General features: G+C 72.5%; 12 protein-coding genes. 6 read left to right on the forward strand and 6 right to left on the reverse strand.

Annotated elements, in window-relative coordinates:
- The first annotated feature begins 47 nt into the window (after positions 1-47).
- Together ABZ457_RS07980 and ABZ457_RS07985 are read left to right on the forward strand one after the other, a co-directional pair.
- Positions 48-722: an ABC transporter ATP-binding protein gene (locus ABZ457_RS07980; RefSeq protein WP_359155164.1), complete on the forward strand. Its 675-nt coding sequence runs from the start codon at positions 48-50 to the stop codon at positions 720-722.
- A gap of 34 nt (positions 723-756) precedes the next feature.
- Positions 757-1590: a serine/threonine-protein kinase gene (locus ABZ457_RS07985; RefSeq protein WP_359155106.1), complete on the forward strand. Its 834-nt coding sequence runs from the start codon at positions 757-759 to the stop codon at positions 1588-1590.
- A gap of 198 nt (positions 1591-1788) precedes the next feature.
- Here ABZ457_RS07985 and ABZ457_RS07990 read toward each other — a convergent pair whose 3' ends face one another.
- The gene (locus tag ABZ457_RS07990) at positions 1789-6759 is read right to left on the reverse strand and encodes an NAD-glutamate dehydrogenase (RefSeq protein ID WP_359155108.1); all 4971 of its coding nucleotides are present in this window, start codon (positions 6757-6759) and stop codon (positions 1789-1791) included.
- A 397-nt stretch (positions 6760-7156) separates the two neighbouring features.
- Here ABZ457_RS07990 and ABZ457_RS07995 point away from each other — a divergent pair, with 397 nt between their 5' ends.
- The gene (locus tag ABZ457_RS07995) at positions 7157-7723 is read left to right on the forward strand and encodes a DJ-1/PfpI family protein (protein WP_359155110.1); all 567 of its coding nucleotides are present in this window, start codon (positions 7157-7159) and stop codon (positions 7721-7723) included.
- A gap of 116 nt (positions 7724-7839) precedes the next feature.
- Here ABZ457_RS07995 and ABZ457_RS08000 read toward each other — a convergent pair whose 3' ends face one another.
- On the reverse strand, positions 7840-8511 hold the full coding sequence (locus tag ABZ457_RS08000) for an HAD hydrolase-like protein (RefSeq protein WP_359155113.1): 672 nt from the start codon (positions 8509-8511) through the stop codon (positions 7840-7842).
- A gap of 76 nt (positions 8512-8587) precedes the next feature.
- Positions 8588-9094: a hypothetical protein gene (locus ABZ457_RS08005; protein WP_359155115.1), complete on the reverse strand. Its 507-nt coding sequence runs from the start codon at positions 9092-9094 to the stop codon at positions 8588-8590.
- A 280-nt stretch (positions 9095-9374) separates the two neighbouring features.
- On the opposite strand from ABZ457_RS08005, the gene ABZ457_RS08010 reads away from it, so the two are divergent.
- Positions 9375-9815, forward strand: coding sequence for an Rv3235 family protein (locus ABZ457_RS08010; protein WP_359155117.1), 441 nt, complete (start codon positions 9375-9377; stop codon positions 9813-9815).
- Between the two features lie 1726 nt (positions 9816-11541).
- Here ABZ457_RS08010 and secA read toward each other — a convergent pair.
- A complete protein-coding gene (gene secA, locus ABZ457_RS08015; protein WP_359155119.1) occupies positions 11542-14355 on the reverse strand; it encodes a preprotein translocase subunit SecA in 2814 nt (937 codons plus the stop codon).
- Positions 14356-14594: 239 nt separating this feature from the next.
- Between secA and ABZ457_RS08020 the strand changes: the two genes are divergently transcribed.
- Both ABZ457_RS08020 and ABZ457_RS08025 read left to right on the forward strand, forming a co-directional pair.
- Positions 14595-15170 (forward strand): GNAT family N-acetyltransferase, encoded by a 576-nt coding sequence (locus tag ABZ457_RS08020; protein WP_018846287.1) that lies wholly within the window; start codon positions 14595-14597, stop codon positions 15168-15170.
- Positions 15171-15269: 99 nt separating this feature from the next.
- A complete protein-coding gene (locus ABZ457_RS08025) occupies positions 15270-16433 on the forward strand; it encodes a crosslink repair DNA glycosylase YcaQ family protein (protein ID WP_359155122.1) in 1164 nt (387 codons plus the stop codon).
- A gap of 35 nt (positions 16434-16468) precedes the next feature.
- On the opposite strand, the gene ABZ457_RS08030 is transcribed toward ABZ457_RS08025, so the two are convergent.
- Entirely contained in the window at positions 16469-17239 is a 771-nt protein-coding gene (locus ABZ457_RS08030; protein WP_359155124.1) for a response regulator transcription factor, read from the reverse strand.
- Positions 17240-17521: 282 nt separating this feature from the next.
- Positions 17522-18211, reverse strand: coding sequence for a ribosome-associated translation inhibitor RaiA (raiA, locus tag ABZ457_RS08035; RefSeq protein ID WP_018846284.1), 690 nt, complete (start codon positions 18209-18211; stop codon positions 17522-17524).
- Positions 18212-18365 lie beyond the last annotated feature (154 nt).

Consider the following 18365-nt stretch of genomic DNA (forward strand, 5'->3'; position numbering starts at 1 on the left):
GCCGCGCCGGCGAGCGCGTCCCCACCGTCGTCGCCGACGGCGTCCACCTGCGCTACCGGGTCCCCGGCGGCCGGGAGGTCCACGCGGTCCGGGGCGTGAGCTTCGCCGCGTGGCGGGGCGAGTCCATCGGACTGATCGGGTCCAACGGCTCGGGCAAGTCCACCCTCCTCAAGGCGGTCGCGGGCCTGCTGCCCACCACGCGGGGCCGGATCTGGACCCGGGGGCAGCCGACCCTCCTCGGCGTCAACGCGGCCCTGATGCCGGACCTGACCGGGGAGCGGAACGTGGTCCTCGGCGGTCTGGCGATGGGCATGACCCGCCGGGAGATCCGCGAACGCTACGACGGGATCGTGGAGTTCTCCGGGATCAACGACAAGGGCGACTTCATCTCCCTGCCGATGCGCACCTACTCCTCCGGTATGAGCGCCCGGCTCCGCTTCTCCGTCGCCGCCGCGCGGACCCATGACGTCCTCCTCATCGACGAGGCCCTGGCCACGGGCGATGCCCGCTTCCGGCGGCGCAGCCGTCGGCGCATCGAGGAACTGCGCGCCCGGGCGGGCACCGTCTTCCTGGTCAGCCACGACCACACGACCGTCGCCGAGAGCTGCGACCGGGCCCTCTGGCTGGAGGCGGGCGTGCTGCGCGCGGACGGCCCGGCCGCCGAGGTGGTCGCCGCGTACGAGGCGTCCGCACGAGGCACGGAACGGGCCCCGCGCGGGTAGGCTCCCCTGCTGCCGTCGGCGAGGGGGGACCGCGATGGGCGACCCACGGGGCCCGGAGCCCCTGCGTGACGAGGACCCGCGCGAGATCGCGGGCTACCGGCTCCAGGGCAGGATCGGTGAGGGCGGTATGGGCACCGTCTACCTCACCCGCAGCCGGGACGGCCGGCTGCCCGTCGCGCTGAAGCTGATCCGCCGCGAGCACGCCCGGAACGACAAGTTCCGGGCCCGTTTCGCCCGGGAGGTCGAGGCCGCGCGCTCGGTGCACGGCCCGCATCTGGTCCCGGTCGTGGACCACGACGCCACGGCGGAACGCCCCTGGCTCGCCACCCGCTACATCCCCGGTGTGCCCCTCGACGCGACCCTGCGCCGCCTCGGCCCGCTCCCCCTCGACCGGGTGCTGCGGCTGACGGCGGGGACGGCGCTGGCCCTCGCGGCGGTGCACGCGGCCGGGCTGATCCACCGGGACGTGAAGCCGGCCAACCTGCTGCTGACGGCGGAGGGCCCCTGGCTGCTGGACTTCGGCGTCGCGCGGGCGGCGGACGGCGCCTCCGCGCTGACCACGGCGGGCCGGATGGTCGGCACACCGAAGTACATGTCGCCCGAGCACGCGCTGGGGCGCGAACTCACCCCGGCGTCCGATGTGTTCACCCTGGGCTTGGTCGCGGCGGAGGCCCTGACCGCCCGGCACCCCTTCGGGGAGGGCAGCGGCTTCGTGATCGCCACCCGTATCGCGGGCACCGCCCATGAGCCGCCCGACCTGGGCGTCCACCCGCCCCGTATCCGCCCCGTCCTCGCCGCGGCCCTCGCGCCCCGCCCCGAGGACCGCCCCACGTCGACGGAGATCGCGACCTGGTGCGCGGACGCCTGACACGCGCCCCGGCGCCTCACGGCACACCCCCCTGACCGCGCGCCGCCGACGCCAGACCGCCCCGGCTCCGCGAACACCGGCGCGGCCGGACCCGCCCGGGGCGAGGGCCCGGCCCCGCCGAACCGCACACGGCACGGGGCCGGTCCCGCCCGGGACCGGCCCCACACCGTCATGAGCGCGCCACTCGGGCGCCCCGCGTCAGCTGTGCGCTCGCAGCAGCTGCCGCATCGTCCGCATGGCCACCGACAGGTTCGCCAAGTCGAACGCGTCCGACCCCTGGATCTCGTCCAGGGTCGAGCGGGCGCGGCCGAGGATCGCCGCGTTCTTCTGCTCCCAGGCCCTGAAGCGCTCCTCCGGCGTCGCCGTGCCGTTGCCCACGGACAGGACGTCCGAGGTCAGGGCCGCGTGCGCCGCGTAGAGGTCCTCACGGATGGAGGCGCGGGCCATCGACTGCCAGCGGTCGGAGCGCGGCAGCTCGATGATCCGGTCCATCAGCTGGGTGATGGACAGCCGGTCCGCGAGGTCGTAGTAGACCTCGGCCACGTCCAGCGGCGCCTGGCCCGTGCGGTCCGCGATCGCGACGATGTCCAGGATCGGGAAGGCCGAGGAGAACCCGGCCACCCGCAGCGCCAGCTCCTCCGGCACCCCGGCCGAGGTCAGCTCGCCGACGATGCCCTCGTACCACTCCAGGTCCGCGCCGCGCAGCATCTTCGGCAGCGAGTCCCAGACCTCCGCCACCCGCTCGGCGAAGAAGGCGACCGTCTCGGCGAGTTCGAGCGGCTGCGGCCGGTTGCCCAGCAGCCACCGCGTACCGCGCTCCACCAGCCGGCGGGAGTGCAGCCGCACCCGGGTCTGGACGTCGGCCGCGACCTTGTTGTCCAGCGCCTCGACCGCGTCCCACACCGCGCCGAGCCCGAAGATCTCCCGGGCCGCGGTCTGCGCCCGCACGATCTCCTCGATCGACGCGCCGGTCTCCTCCCGCAGCCGGTGCAGGAAGGTCGAACCACCGGTGTTCACCGTGTCGTTGACCAGGACCGTGGTGATGATCTCCCGGCGCAGCGCATGCGCGTCGATCGCCTCGGCGAAGCGCTCGCGCAGCGGCTTCGGGAAGTACGCGTGCAGCAGCTTGCGCAGGTACGGGTCGTCCGGGAGGGAGGTCCCGATCAGCTCGTCCGCCACCGTGATCTTGGTGTAGGCCATCAGCACGGCCAGCTCCGGCTGGCTCAGTCCGCGGCCGGTGTTGAGCAGTTCACGGATCTGCCGGTCGTTGGGCAGGAACTCCAGCTCGCGGTCAAGGTGCCCGTCCCGCTCCAGCCGGCGCATGAAGCGCTGGTGGGCGTGGAGCAGGGAGGGCGCCTGGACGACCGCGTTGGCCAGGGCGGTGTTCTGCGCGTAGTTGTTGCGCAGCACCAGCGCGCCGACCTCGTCCGTCATCTGCGCGAGGAGCTGGTTGCGCTGCTTGACGGTCAGATCGCCCTCGGTGACCAGGCCGTTGAGCAGGATCTTGATGTTGACCTCGTGGTCGGAGGTGTCGACGCCGGCGCTGTTGTCGATCGCGTCGGTGTTGATCCGCCCGCCCTTGCGATCGAACTCGATCCGGCCGAGCTGGGTGCAGCCCAGGTTGCCGCCCTCGCCGACGACGCGGACGCGCAGGTCCTCGCCGTTGACGCGGATCGGGTCGTTGGCCTTGTCGCCCACGTCGGCGTTGGACTCCGAGGACGCCTTGACGTAGGTGCCGATGCCGCCGTTCCACAGCAGGTCCACGGGCGCCTGGAGGATGATCTTCATCAGCTCGCCGGGCGTCGTCTTGGTGACGCCCTCCTCGATGCCGAGGGCCGCGCGCATCGCCGCGTTGACCGGGATCGACTTGGCGCTGCGCGGGTAGATGCCGCCGCCCGGGGAGAGCAGCGAGGTGTCGTAGTCGGCCCAGGAGGAGCGCGGCAGCTCGAAGAGGCGGCGGCGCTCGGCGTAGGAGGTGGCCGCGTCCGGGTTCGGGTCGATGAAGATGTGCCGGTGGTCGAAGGCGGCCACCAGCCGGATGTGCTCGCTGAGCAGCATGCCGTTGCCGAACACGTCACCGGACATGTCGCCGACGCCGACGACGGTGAAGTCCTCGGTCTGGGTGTCGTGGCCCAGCTCGCGGAAGTGCCGCTTCACCGACTCCCAGGCGCCGCGCGCGGTGATGCCCATGCCCTTGTGGTCGTAGCCCGCCGAGCCGCCGGAGGCGAAGGCGTCGCCGAGCCAGAAGTCGTAGGAGAGGGCGACCTCGTTGGCGATGTCCGAGAAGGAGGCGGTGCCCTTGTCGGCCGCGACGACCAGGTAGGTGTCGTCCTCGTCGTGCCGGACGACCCCGGCAGGGGGCACGACCTCGCCCGCGACCATGTTGTCGGTGATGTCGAGCAGCGCCGAGATGAAGGTGCGGTAGCTGGCGATGCCCTCGGCGAGCCAGGCGTCCCGGTCCACGGACGGGTCCGGGAGGTGCTTGGCGACGAAGCCGCCCTTGGCGCCCACCGGCACGATGACGGTGTTCTTCACCATCTGCGCCTTGACCAGGCCGAGGATCTCGGTGCGGAAGTCCTCCCGCCGGTCGGACCAGCGCAGACCACCGCGGGCGACCTTGCCGAAGCGCAGGTGGACGCCCTCGACACGCGGCGAGTACACCCAGATCTCGAAGGCCGGGCGGGGCGCCGGCAGGTCCGGGATGGCCTGCGGGTCGAACTTCATCGAGACGTAGGCGTGGTTGCCCCCGTCCTGCGTCTTCTGGCCCCTGTTCTTGCTTCCCCCGCTGGCGCTCTGGAAGAAGTTCGTGCGCAGGGTCGCCTTGATGACGGTGAGGAAGGAGCGCAGGATGCGGTCCTCGTCGAGGGAGGCGACCTGGTCCAGCGCGCCGTCCAGCTCCTCCAGCAGCCCGTCGATCAGCTCGGTGCCCGCCCGCTGCCGCTCCGGCGACATCCGGGCCTCGAAGAGGGAGACCAGCAGCCGGGTGGTGTGGACGTTGTTGCGGAGGGTGTCCTCCATGTAGTCCTGGCTGAAGGTGGAGCCGGCCTGCCGCAGGTACTTGGCGTAGGCGCGCAGCACCATCGCCTCGCGCCAGTCGAGCCCGGCGCCGAGGACCAGGGAGTTGAAGCCGTCGTTCTCCGCCTCGCCCCGCCACACCGCGGCGAAGGCGTCCTGGAAGCGCTCGCGGGCGTCGTCCGCGAGGTAGTCGCCGCCGCCCGCGGCGGGCAGCGGCATCCGCAGACCGAAGTCGTAGATCCACGCCTGGGTGCGGTCGGCGCAGCGCAGTTCGTAGGGGCGCTCGTCGACGACCTCGCAGCCGAGGCGCTGGAGGATGGGCAGCACCGCGGAGAGGGAGACCTGCTCACCGGTCCGGTAGATCTTGAAGCGCCGCTCGCCGGGGGCCGCGCCGACCGGCTCGTACAGGGAGAGCTGGAAGTCCTTCTCGGAGTGGGTGAGCTGCTCCATGCGCACCAGGTCGGCCACGGCGGAGCGCGGGGAGTGGTCGGCCTTGTAGCCCTCGGTGAAGGCGCCCGCGTAGTTGCGCAGCAGCTCCGCGGCACGCTCCTCGCCGAACTCGGCGTTCAGCGCCTCGCCGAAGCCGTCGGCCCAGGAGCGGGCCGCCTCGACGAGCCGTGCCTCGATGCGCTCGGTGTCGGCGTCGGTGAGGTCGGGCAGCTCGGTACCGGCCGGGACCCGCACGACGAAGTGGATACGGGAGAGGATCGATTCGGTGTTCCAGGCGGTGAAGTCGACGCTGGAGCCGCCGAGTTCCTCCTTGAGGATGTCGATCAGCCGCAGCCGGACGCCGGTGGTGTAGCGGTCGCGCGGCAGGTAGACGAGGGCGGAGTAGTAGCGCCCGTACTCGTCCTGGCGCAGGTAGAGCCGCAGCCGGCGGCGCTCCTGGAGGTAGAGGACGCTGGTGACGATGGCGCGGAGCTGGTCGACGGGGGTCTGGAACAGCTCGTCGCGCGGGTAGGTCTCCAGGATCTGGAGCAGGTCGCGGCCGTCGTGGCTGTTGGGCGAGAAACCGGCGCCCTGGAGGACCTCGGCGACCTTGCGGCGGATGACCGGCACCCGGCGCACCGACTCGGTGTACGCGGCGGAGGAGAAGAGGCCGAGGAAGCGGCGCTCGCCGACGACGTTGCCCTCGGCGTCGAACTTCTTGACGCCGATGTAGTCGAGGTAGCTGGGACGGTGCACGGTGGCGCGGCTGTTGGCCTTGGTCAGCACGAGGAGCTTGTGCTCGCGGGCCTTGGCGCGGGCGTCGGCGGTCAGCCGGCTGAAGGACGGGCTGACCGGGTGGTCCTCGTCCTCGCTGTGCTGGGGGTCGGAGCGCAGGATACCGAGGCCGGTGCCGGGCACGGCGGCGAGCGCGTCGGAGTCGGTCAGCTCGTACTCGCGGTAGCCGAGGAAGGTGAAGTGGTCGGCGGCGAGCCAGCGCAGCAGCTCGCGGGCTTCCTCCACCTCGTGCTCGGGGACGTCGCCCGCGGTCGGCTCGTCAGGCAGGCCGTCCGCGAGCTTCAGCGCTGCCTGGCGCATCTTCTCCCAGTCCTCGACGGCCTCGCGGACGTCGGACAGGACGCGGAGCAGGTCGGCGGTGATCTGCTTCAGATCGGCGCGGTCGGTCTCGCGGTCGATCTCGACGTGGATCCAGGACTCGGTGAGCGCGTCGTGCGGGAGCTTCTTCAGCCCGGTGCCGCCGGGCAGCACCTCGATCAGCCTGCCGGTCACGTCGCGGCGGACGACGACCTGCGGGTGGACCACGACATGGATGCCGCGGCCCTGCCGGGAGAGCTCGTTGGTGACCGAGTCGACCAGGAAGGGCATGTCGTCGGTGACGACCTCGACGACGGAGTGGCTGCAGGTCCAGCCGTTCTCCTCGACCGTCGGGGTGTGCACCCGGACGTTCGCCGTGCCCTGGGGGCGGTTCTCGGCGAGGCGGTAGTGGGAAAGGGCGGCACCGAAGACGTCGACCGGGTCGCGGTCGGCGAGGTCCTCGGGAGCGGTGTGCAGGTAGTAGCGCTGGAGGTACGAGAGCACGGTGTCCCGGTCGGGACGCTCCCCGTGCTCGGCCACGGTCGGGAGGTTCCCCCCGACCGGGCTGTGCTCAGCTACCCGGGCGGCCCGTGCGAGCAGCTCGGCCTTGGCTTCGTCCAGCTTGGTCTGCATGTCCTCTGGCTCCTGTCGCGCGCCGTTGCGTGACGTAGGTGAAAGATGCTGCGACCGGGCGCCACGACGCGGGATGTCCGGTCGGTGTCGACGTCAGGCCGCGGTGTGTGAGGTCCGGGGTGCCGAGCGCCGGATACGGCGGGCGGGCCGGACGGAGAAGATGATCAGTCGTCGCCCGGACGCGGTGGCTCTCCGGGCGCTCTCCCCCGGCAGCGGCCGGGCGGTACCCGGCGGGGGCTTCGCTGCCCCCCGGGCGTATCGCGCTGATCACGCCCCCAGGCTATCGTCCCTTCCCCCCGGAACGTCATGAGCCGTATGTGTACAAAAGAGAGCCCACAAGTTTGACACTCTGGACAGCGACACAGGCCCTCATGGCAACCAACCACCGGGAGCAGCCATGACCACCAAGATCCTGATCGTCACCGGGGACGCCGCCGAGTCCCTGGAGGTCCTCTACCCCTACCAGCGGCTCGTCGAGGAGGGGTACGAGGTCCACATCGCCGCCCCGAGCCGCAAGCAGCTCCGTTTCGTGGTGCACGACTTCGAGCCCGGCTACGACACGTACACCGAGAAGCCCGGCTACACCTGGCCCGCCGACCTGGCCTTCTCCGAGGTGGACCCCGGGGACTACGCGGCGGTGGTGATCCCCGGCGGGCGGGCGCCGGAGTACCTGCGCAACGACGGCGAGCTGCGCAAGATCCTCAAGGCGTTCTTCGACGCGGACAAGCCCGTGGCCCAGATCTGCCACGGTCCGCTGATCACGGCGGCGCTGGGCGGGATGGAGGGCCGCCGGGTGACGGCCTACCCGGCCCTGGAGCCGGACATGCAGGCGGCGGGGGCCTCCTTCCAGGACGCGGAGGCGGTGGTCGACGGGGTGCTGGTGTCCTCGCGGGCGTGGCCGGACCACGCGGCGTGGATGCGGGCCTTCCTGAAGATCCTCCGGGAGACGGCACCGGCGACGTAAGGCCCGTGCGGGGCGGGTCCGGGCCGGGCGGGGCGGGTCCGTGCCGTGGACCCGGGGCGGGGCCGGGCGGGCCGTGGACCCGGGGCGGGCGCGGCTCGGGCGGCGCGGCGCGGCGCTCAGGAGGCGAGGCGCAGGGCCTCCGCGACCGCGTCCGCCAGGGTGTCCACGACGGGCACCCCCGCCCGCTCCAGGCTCGCCCGGCTGTGCGAACCCCCCGTGTAGAGGACCGCCCGCGCCCCGACGTGCGCGGCCGCCACCGCGTCGTCGACCGCGTCCCCGATGACGACCGTCCGGCCCGGGTGCATGCCCTCCAGCGCCGCGAGATGGCGCTCCATGTGCAGCGCCTTCGAGCCGCCGGAGGGGCCCGTGCGCCCGTCGACCCGCAGGAACCGCGCCTCGATGCCGTAGCCGCGCACGACGGGGACCAGCTCCTCGTGGCCGTACATGCTGAGCAGCGACTGGCTGCGGCCCGCGAGCTGCCACTCCCGCAGCAGCTCCTCGACCCCGTCGGTGAGCAGGCAGGCGGCCCGCTGCTCGCGGTAGTGCCGGTGGAAGACCTCGTCCATCGCCGTCCACTCGCTCTCGGACGGCAGCCGGCCCATCAGCCGCTCGTAGAACCGGGGTATCGGCACGCAGTACAGCTCGCGGTACTGCTCCAGCGTGACGGGCCCGACGCCAATCTCCGCGAAGGCGGCGTTGGTCGCCCCGATGACCGCGGTGATGTCGTCGAGCAGTGTGCCGTTCCAGTCCCAGACCAGATGGGCCTCGTGGTTCCCCGTCTTCCTCATGGTCGTCAACGCTACCGGCCGGGTCGGACAGCGCGGCGGGACGGGCCGGGGGCGCTCTGCTGCGCGCTCGGCGCGCTCAGCCGACGAGGCCCGGGATCTCCTGCACACCGAACCAGAGCAGCTCGTGGTCCTCCGCGCCGTCGACGGTGAACCGCGCCTCGTCGTCCCCGTGGTCCGCGGCTCCCAGCGCCGCCACGGCGGCGGAGACGTCGGCCACGGCGTCGTCCGCGTCCGCGTGCACGGCCGCGGCCTTGGCCAGCGGGACGGCCGAGGCGATCCGGACCTCGCCGAGGGAGCTCGCGTCCAGCACCTGGTCCGGGTCGGCGACGGCGTCCCGGTCGGGGACGTCCACGGCGACGACCACCCGGCGGCGGGGCGCGTCCGGGACACCGGCCAGCAGACGCAGGGAGGCGGCGGCCGCGCGGTTCAGCGCGGCGTACTCCAGCTCCTCCATGTCGTCGGAGACGTACCACTCGCGCAGACCCGGCGTGACCGCGTACGCGGTCAGCGGGCCGGGGCCCAGTTCACCCGCCCGGTGCGCCTCTGCGAGACCGGGGAGGGTCAGGGGGACGTAGACGCGCATGGTGGCCGCTTTCGTAGTCGGAAATGCGCCCTCAGGATACGTGCGGCGTCCCCGATCGAGGTGCCGCTCCCCGCTCCGCGGGCGTCCACCCGACGCCCCCGCGGACCCCGTGTCGGTCCCGGCCCGCAAGGGCGGACCCACCCTGATAGGTGAACCCTGGGGACCTCCCCCGGGCCGCCCGGGGCGCGTTGCGGGGCCGGGTGGCACGCCATAGAAGTTCCCCCGTCGAAGCTACTTCCCGGTATCAGCGCCGGGACCACAGCCATCGGGGGCGATCTGCATGAACAGGACCCGGCCGGCGGGACGTCACGACCAGCGCGGACCCGCCGCGGCAGCGGCGGCCGCACTGACCCGCGCCCGCGCCCGGCAGCACAAACCCCACTACTGGTTCGCGGACCGCCTGCTCGCGGTCCTCAGCGGCCGGCGCCCCGTGCACTGGATGCTCGGGCACACGGTCGGCGAGGCGTACGAGCAGCTGATCCACCTCGCCCCGGGCGCACCCCTGTGCCCGGCGGACCGCCTGGCCCCGGTCGTCCGCCACTGCGGCGAGTTCCACCCGGGCCCGGGCGTCATCGAGGCGTTCGCCCGCATCGGCTGGGGCGAACGCGTCACGGCCATGGCTTTCCGTCTCGAACAGGGCCCCGACCTCCGCTGGCGCTGCGCCGCCGTCGAACTCGGCGGCAGCCCCGTCGCCCCGACGGACCCGGACCCACGCGGATGACCCCGGAGGCGAGGCCATCCCGCGGCCCGCCGTGCCCGGGGCCGCCCGCCCGGCCCCTCGGCGCGGGCGGCCCCGGGGCATGGGCCTGCGGGGGCCACCCCACCTCGGACTCCCGGGGCCCGCCAGGACCACCCTGAGCGGCGTGCGGGCCAAGCGGGCGTGCGGGCCACGCCGGCCCGGCTCCCGGGGGCAGCCCAAGAGCGCTCGGTTCGCCCGACGGCCTTCCTGGGGGCACGGGTGCCGCATGCCCGGCCCACCCCCGGCTCCCAGGGGCGGGCCCGCGCCCGGCGGGCGCGGGCTGAGCGGGCCTCGGCGGGCGCATCCACCCAGGAGCGCCCTGGGCGGCCAGCGGCCCTCCGGGGGTGCGCCCCTGCCGTCCGTTGGCCCTCATGTGAGGGCCAACGGACGGCAGGGGGTGCAGCCGGGGATACTCGGTGCGACTCCGGGCGCTCCAGGAGCCAGAACGCCCGGGCTCCACCCCGGCCCGCCCAGCGGGCTCTGCGCCCGCGGGCAGGACCGGGGCAGCGGGGGCCGGTCCGTCCGGCGGCGGCTCCGCCGAGGCCTGGCGGGGCGTGCGGCACCGCTGCGGGATCCGCCTGGACGCGTCCAGGTCCGGGGGCACCCCGCCTTCGCGAGAGGCCGTTGCGTCCCGGATCAACGCGGATGGCTCCCGAGGTCGCCCCACCCGCTCAGGCCGCCGGGCGCGGCCTGCGGCCCTCCGGGGGCGCGCCCCAACCCTGCCACCCGAGCCTTTGAACGCCCTGAGCGGCCTGCGGCCCCGCTGGACGCGAAGCCACGGGCCTTCGGGCACGCTCTGCGTCCGGCCCGAGGCGAGTGCGTGCCGGACAGGCACACATGCACCCAGCGGCCCACGTGCCGGCCCAGGGGGTTCCCCAGGCTCGTGGAAGCCTGCGGTCCGAGCCCCTGACCAGCCAGCTCGGTCCGGGGCCCGATCAGGCCACGCAGGCGCGAGCAGCGCGACGAGGCACGCGAAGCCCTCCGCCGACCTGCCTTGCCCGGCGCGCCGGGCGCGTCGCCACCCGGCCACCACAGCCGCCCTGGGCCCACCCCTGGGCGGGCCGAGGCGCCCCCACCACCAGCCCGAGCCGCAGGCACCTCCACCCTCCACCCCGGCCCGGTCCCGGCGTGCCCCCGCCGCACCGACGTCCGGTCCGCACCCAGGCACAACCAGCCCGCCGGGCCGCAGGCACCCACGCTCCGCTCGCCCCCGCCCGGCGGGCCGAGCCCGGGCGCACCCCCGCCCAGCGGGCGCGCGGCCGACACACGCCCCCGCCCGGAACGCGCCGCACCCGCCCGGAACGCGCCGGGGCGGGCCCGGCCACGCACCCCACCAGCCCGGCCACGGGCGCACCCCGCCCCACCCCGGGGCGGGCCGGGGCGCCCCCACCACCAGCCCGAGCCGCAGCCACCCCACCCTCCACCCCGGCCCGGTCCGCACCGGCGTCCGGTCCGCACCCAGGCACAACCAACCCGCCGGGCCGCAGGCACCCCCACCCTCTACCCCGGCCCGCCCGGCGGTCCGGGCCGGGCCGCATCCCCGCCCAGCGGGCGCGCGGCCGACACACGCCCCCGCCCAGGACCGCCCCGTGCGCCCGGGCCGCACCCGCGGCACCCGCGGCACCCGCCCGGAACGCGCCGCAGGGCCGAACACGACCCCGTGTCCGGCCCTGCACCCCGCGCCCGCGCTCCGCGCGGAAGACGCGCGCTACTTCTTGCGGCGGCGACCGCCGCCCTTCGCCGCCTTGCGGCGCTCCGCACGCGTCATGCCGTCCGAGGAGTCGGAGCGACCCTGGCCGCCGTCGCTGGCGAAGTCGCCCTCGACGACACCGCCCTCGCCGTCCACCGTCGGCGCGGAGAAGTGCAGCCGGTCCGGACGCTGCGGGGCCTCCAGGCCCTTCGCGCGGATCTCCGGGCGGCCCGCGCCCGCCGGCTCCTTCGCCAGCGAGGGCTTCTCGGCCGCGTCCTGCACCGGGACCTCCTCGACCTGCTGCTCGACCTGGACCTCCAGGTTGAACAGATAGCCGACGGACTCCTCCTTGATGCCCTCCATCATCGCGGTGAACATGTCGAAGCCCTCGCGCTGGTACTCGACCAGCGGGTCCTTCTGGGCCATCGCGCGCAGGCCGATGCCCTCCTGGAGATAGTCCATCTCGTAGAGGTGCTCGCGCCACTTGCGGTCCAGGACCGACAGCACCACACGCCGCTCCAGCTCACGCATGATCTCCGAGCCGAGCTGCTTCTCGCGCTCCTCGTACTGCGCGTGGATGTCGTCCTTGATCGACTCCGCGATGAACTCCGCGGTGAGCCCGGCGCGGTCGCCGACCTCGTCCTCCAGGTCCTCGATCGTGGTCTTCACCGGGTAGAGCTGCTTGAACGCGCCCCACAGCCGGTCGAGGTCCCACTCCTCCGCGAAGCCCTCGACGGTCTCCGCCTGGATGTACGCGTCGATCGTGTCGTCCATGAAGTGGCGCACCTGCTCGTGCAGGTCCTCGCCCTCCAGGACGCGGCGGCGCTCGCCGTAGATGACCTCGCGCTGCCGGTTGAGCACCTCGTCGTACTTGAGGACGTTCTTGCGCGTCTCGAAGTTCTGCTGCTCGACCTGGGACTGCGCGGAGGCGATCGCGCGGGTGACCATCTTGTTCTCGATCGGCACATCGTCCGGGACGTTCGCCATGGCCATGACCCGCTCGACCATCTGCGCCTTGAACAGGCGCATCAGGTCGTCGCCGAGGGACAGGTAGAACCGGGACTCGCCCGGGTCGCCCTGGCGGCCGCTACGGCCGCGGAGCTGGTTGTCGATCCGGCGCGACTCGTGGCGCTCGGTGCCCAGGACATACAGGCCGCCGAGGTCCTTGACCTCGTCGTGCTCCGCCTTGACCGCCGCCTCGGCGCGCTCCAGCGCGCCCGGCAGGGCCGCGGCCCACTCCTCGACGTGCTCCACCGGGTCCAGGCCGCGCTGGCGCAGCTCCGCCTCGGCGAGGTCGTCCGGGTTGCCGCCGAGCTTGATGTCGGTGCCTCGGCCGGCCATGTTCGTGGCGACCGTGACCGCCCCGCGACGGCCGGCCTGGGCGACGATCGTGGCCTCGCGCTCGTGGTTCTTGGCGTTGAGGACCTCGTGCTGGATACCGCGCTTGTTGAGCTGCTGCGAGAGGTACTCGGACTTCTCGACCGAGGTGGTACCGACCAGGATCGGCTGACCCTTCTCGTGCTTCTCCGCGATGTCGTCGACGACGGCGGCGAACTTGGCGACCTCGGTGCGGTAGATCAGGTCCGACTGGTCCATGCGGACCATGGGCCGGTTCGTCGGGATCGGCACCACGCCGAGCTTGTAGATCTGGTGGAACTCGGCGGCCTCGGTCATGGCCGTACCGGTCATGCCGGAGAGCTTGTCGTACAGGCGGAAGAAGTTCTGCAGGGTGATCGTGGCGAGGGTCTGGTTCTCGTCCTTGATGTCCACCCCTTCCTTCGCCTCGATCGCCTGGTGCATGCCCTCGTTGTAGCGGCGGCCGGCGAGGATACGGCCGGTGTGCTCGTCGACGATCATGACCTCGCCGTCGATGACGACGTAGTCCTTGTCCTTCTTGAACAGCTCCTTCGCCTTGATGGCGTTGTTCAGGTAGCCGACGAGCGGGGTGTTCACCGACTCGTAGAGGTTGTCGATACCGAGCCAGTCCTCGACCTTGGCGACGCCCGCCTCATGGATGGCAACCGTCCGCTTCTTCTCGTCGACCTCGTAGTCGCCGGTCTCCTCGATGCCCTTGAGCTGGTTGCCGGCCTCGCCCTTGGTGAGCCGGGTGACCAGCTTGGCGAAGTCGCCGTACCACTTGGTGGCCTGGTCGGCGGGGCCGGAGATGATCAGCGGGGTGCGCGCCTCGTCGACGAGGATGGAGTCGACCTCGTCGACACAGGCGAAGTTGTGGCCGCGCTGGACGAGCTCGTCCTTCGACCAGGCCATGTTGTCGCGGAGGTAGTCGAAGCCGAACTCGTTGTTCGTGCCGTAGGTGATGTCGCAGTTGTACTGCTCACGGCGCTGCGCCGGCGTCATGTTGGCGAGGATGCAGCCGACCTGGAGGCCCAGGAACTTGTGGACCCGGCCCATCATCTCGGAGTCGCGCTCGGCCAGGTAGTCGTTGACCGTGATCAGGTGCACGCCCTTGCCCGACAGGGCGTTCAGGTACGCGGGGAGGGTACCGACGAGGGTCTTGCCCTCACCGGTCTTCATCTCGGCGACGTAACCGAGGTGCAGCGCGGCGCCACCCATGATCTGGACGTCGTAGTGACGCTGGCCGAGGACGCGCTTGGCCGCCTCGCGGACGGTCGCGAACGCCTCGGGCATCAGGTCGTCCAGGCTCTCACCGTCGGCGTACCGCTGCTTGTACTCCTCGGTGAGCGCCCGCAACTCGGCGTCGGAGAGGTCGACGAAGTCCTCTTCGATGGAGTTGACCTGGTCCGCGATGCGGTGCAGTTTGCGCAGGATCTTGCCTTCGCCTGCACGCATGAGCTTGTTGAAGACGGACACTGAGGCTGGTCTCCTTGCCGGTCGGGCCTGGCACTGGGTCGGTGTGGACACTGGCGCGGGCACGGCAGGTGGGCCCCACCGCACCGGCCATCGTAAGCGAGGACCCCGCCGAGTCGGGAGGTCCGGGGCCACGGAGGCCGGCTGTCCGCCATCAGGTGAACGCGCGGGAGCGGCGGAAGGTGCCGGGGAGCGGACAAAAGTGCTCGCGCCGCCCCGCCGCCCCGACCACAATCCCGGGCATGGAGCCGACCACACTCACCACCGAGCGCCTGCTGCTGCGCACGTTCACGGCCGGGGACACCGAGGCCGTCTTCCGGTCCTGCCAGGATCCGGACATCCAGCGGTGGACGACGGTTCCCTCCCCCTACGAATGGCACCACGCCGCCGAGTACACCGAGCGCATGGTCCCGGACGGCTGGCGGAACAGCACGATGTGCACCTTCGCCGTGCTGACGCGGGACGGGGGCTCGCTGGCGGCCTCGGTCTCGGTCACGCTGCGCACCTTCTCGGGCACCTGGGAGATCGGCTTCTGGACCGGGAAGGAGCACCGCGGGCAGGGGATCATGACGGAGGCGCTGGCGGCGGTGTCGCACTGGGCCTTCGTCCGGCTCGGCGCGACCCGGCTGGAGTGGCGGGCCGAGGTGGGGAACGCGGGCTCCCGCGCGGTGGCGGAGAAGGCCGGCTTCCGGATGGAGGGCTCGCTGCGGGCCGCCCTGCTGAACAAGGACACCCTGCGGGACGTCTGGATCGGCTCGCTGCTCCCCTCCGACCTGGACCTCACCAGCACCCACCCCTATCTCCCGGCCCGTGTCTGAGGGCCCTGGGGCCGGCGGCTCCGTAGCGGTCCCGGGGCCCTTCCGGGCAGTCCGCCGGGACCCGTCCGGAGTGTCAGTGGCTGCCCGTAGGGTGCCGTCATGACCACGCTGCCGCCCGCCGCCCTCGAACTGTCCGCCGACGAGGCACGCCGTATCGCGCTGCGCGCCCAGGGGTTCCTCGGCGCGCCGGACCGGCGCGGTGGTGTCAGAGGGGTGCTCCGGGGCCTCGGCGCGGTCCAGTTGGACACGATCTCCGTGCTGGCCCGCTCCCACGAACTGATCCCGTACGCACGGCTGGGCGCCGTCGGCCGCCGCACCGTCGAAGACGCGTACTGGACCGAGGGCCACAGCTTCGAGTACTGGTCCCACGCGGCGTGCATCCTCCCCGTCGAGGAGTGGCCGCACTTCGCCTTCCGCCGCCGCGCCTACCGCAGCCGGCCGCAGTGGCACCACGACCTGCCCGACGGGGCGTACGAGGCGGTCATCGCGCAACTGCGCGCCGAGGGGCCGCTCACGGCCACCGAGCTGGGCGGTGCGAAGAACGGCGGCGAGTGGTGGGACTGGTCGGCGTCCAAGGTCGCCGTCGAACGCGCCCTGATGTACGGCGAGGTCGTCTGCACCGAACGGCGCGGCTGGAAGCGGGTGTACGACCTCGCGGAGCGGGCCGTTCCGGAGGCTCTGCTGCACGACGAGATCGACGACACCGAGTGCCTGCGCCGTCTGGTCGCGCAGGCCGGGCGGGCGCTCGGTGTGGGCACCCGGTCCGATATCGCGGACTACCACCGCCTCAAGGGCGAGCAGTTCGACGCGGTGGTCGCCGACACCGGGCTGGTGCCGGTGCGGGTGGCGGGCTGGGCCAAGCCTGCCTGGGCGGACCCGGTGGCGCTGGAGACCGCGCCGCGCGGCCGGCACCGCACCACGCTGCTCTCGCCGTTCGACTCGCTGGTGTGGGAACGCGCCCGCACCGAGCGGATCTTCGGCTTCACCCACCGGCTGGAGGCGTACGTCCCCAAGCCCAAGCGGGTGCACGGGTACTTCGCTATGCCGCTGCTCTCGGGCGGCCGGCTGCTCGGCCGGGTGGACCCGGCACGGGAGGGCACCACCCTGGTGGCGCGGCAGGTGTCGCTGGAGTCGGCGAAGGCCGTGGAGCCGATGGCGCGGGCGCTGCGCGAGGCCGCGTCCTGGGTCGGCTGCGACACGGTCCGGGTGGAGCGGACGGACCGGCCCGAACTCACGGTGGACCTGGTCAAGGCCCTGGGCTGACGCGGCGCCCGGGTGGGGGCGCGGCCCGGTCCGCCTCAGCGGATCTCCAGGATCTTCTCCCGCATCGCGTAGACCACGGCCTCCATCCGGGAGTGGAGCTGCAACTTCTCCAGGATGTTGCGCACATGGTTCTTCACGGTGTTCTCGGAGATGAACAGCTCCTTGGCGATGTCCCGGTTGTTCATCCCGGTGGCGACGAGCTTGAGGACCTCCAGCTCCCGGTCGGTCAGCCGGGGCGCGGGCACCAGCCGGCGCTCGTCGGTGCGCTGGATCATCGACTTGAACTCGGTGAGCAGCTTGGAGGCCATCGAGGGGCTGATCTGGGACTGGCCGTCCGCGACCGCGCGGATCGCCGTCGCGACCTCGTCGGTGGAGATCTCCTTGAGGAGGTATCCGGTGGCCCCCGCCTTGATGGCGTCGTAGAGGTCGGCCTCCTCGTCGCTGATCGTCAGCATGATGATCTTCGCGCTGGGGGCCACCTCCTTGATCGAGGTGCAGGCCTCGATGCCGCCGCGCTTGGGCATCCGCACATCCATCAGGACGATGTCGGGCAGCAGATTGGCCGCCTTCTCCACCGCCTCGGCCCCGTCCCCGGCCTCGCCGACGACCAGGATGCCCTCCTCGTGCTTGAGGACGATCTCCAGTCCGCGCCGGAAGAGCGCGTGGTCGTCGACGACGAGGACCCGGATCGGCTCCGGCTCGCCGGGCCCGGCGGGCTCCGCCGGATCGACACCGGCGACCGCGTCGGTGTCGACGACTGCGGGGTGGCCCGCCTCGCTCCGCATCGGCCCGAAGCTGTCCGCCATCGTTCCTCCCCCTGAGGCCGTGGCCCGAAGATCATGTCTGGTCTGCCAACATCACTGCGCCGCGCATCCGTTGGCTTTCCACGTCATGCTTTCATGCCCGGACGACAGAGCGGGGATCCTGCGGTCGCACGATGGTGCCCCTGGGGGCGCACGGGGCGGCGCTCCAGGGGCACCACAGCCGGGTGACGCACTGTCAACCGGTCATGCCGCGGGCCTTCCCGCGGGGGATACGGACGGCACGGCCGCCCTGTTCACCTGCGGAGGATCCCGGTCGCACGGCTGTCAGCCGCCGAGTGCGCCGCCGGCCCCGCCGGCTTCGGTCCCGGCCAGCGGGTCGGTCTCCAGGTGGATGACGCCGTAGTCGTAGGCGTGCCGCCGGTAGACGACACTGGGCTGCTTCGTCTCGGAGTCGACGAAGAGGTAGAAGTCGTGACCGACCAGCTCCATCTCGTAGAGCGCCTGGTCGAGCGTCATGGGTGCCGCGGTGTGCAGCTTCTCGCGGACCACCAGCGGTCCTTCGCCCTGCACTTCGAGCGAGCCGATCCTGGTGGTCGGGACGGACTGGTCCGCGTCCCGGGGGACGGGCTGTCCGTTGGCGTTCAACTCGGCGACGCCGGGCACCACATCGGGCACCTCGGCCGCCGTCAGGCGTCCGTTGCCGCGCCGGTCGTGGCGCTTGTCGTGCTCCTTGCGGAGCCGTGCCTCCAGCTTTCCGGTGGCGAGGTCGAGCGCTGCGTACGGGTCGCCGGCGGATGCCTCGGCCCTGATGACCGGCCCTCGCGTGCGGAGCGTGATCTCCACCCGGTCGGAACGGTCGGCCTGCCGCGGGTTGTGCTCCTTGGACACCTCGACGTCGAGGCTGATCACCTTGCCGTCGAGCCTCTGGATCTTGTCCAGCTTCAGCTTCTCGGCCACGTGCTTGCGGAACCGCTCGGGCACCTCGGTCTTGCGGCCCTTGACGACGATGTCCACGCAGAACTCCGTTCCCGGATCGCTCCGCTCCTCATCGGCCGCGGAGCATCTCCCTTTGTGCACCAGACCCCGACGGTCACGGGGCCTCGGACTTGGCGACTTTCACCTCCTCCTCCCCAGTCGGCAAGATCTCCACCCACCCGATTTCGAGATG

The sequence above is a fragment of the Streptomyces sp. NPDC005805 genome (genome assembly GCF_040630445.1).
In the GTDB taxonomy this organism is placed as follows: domain Bacteria; phylum Actinomycetota; class Actinomycetes; order Streptomycetales; family Streptomycetaceae; genus Streptomyces.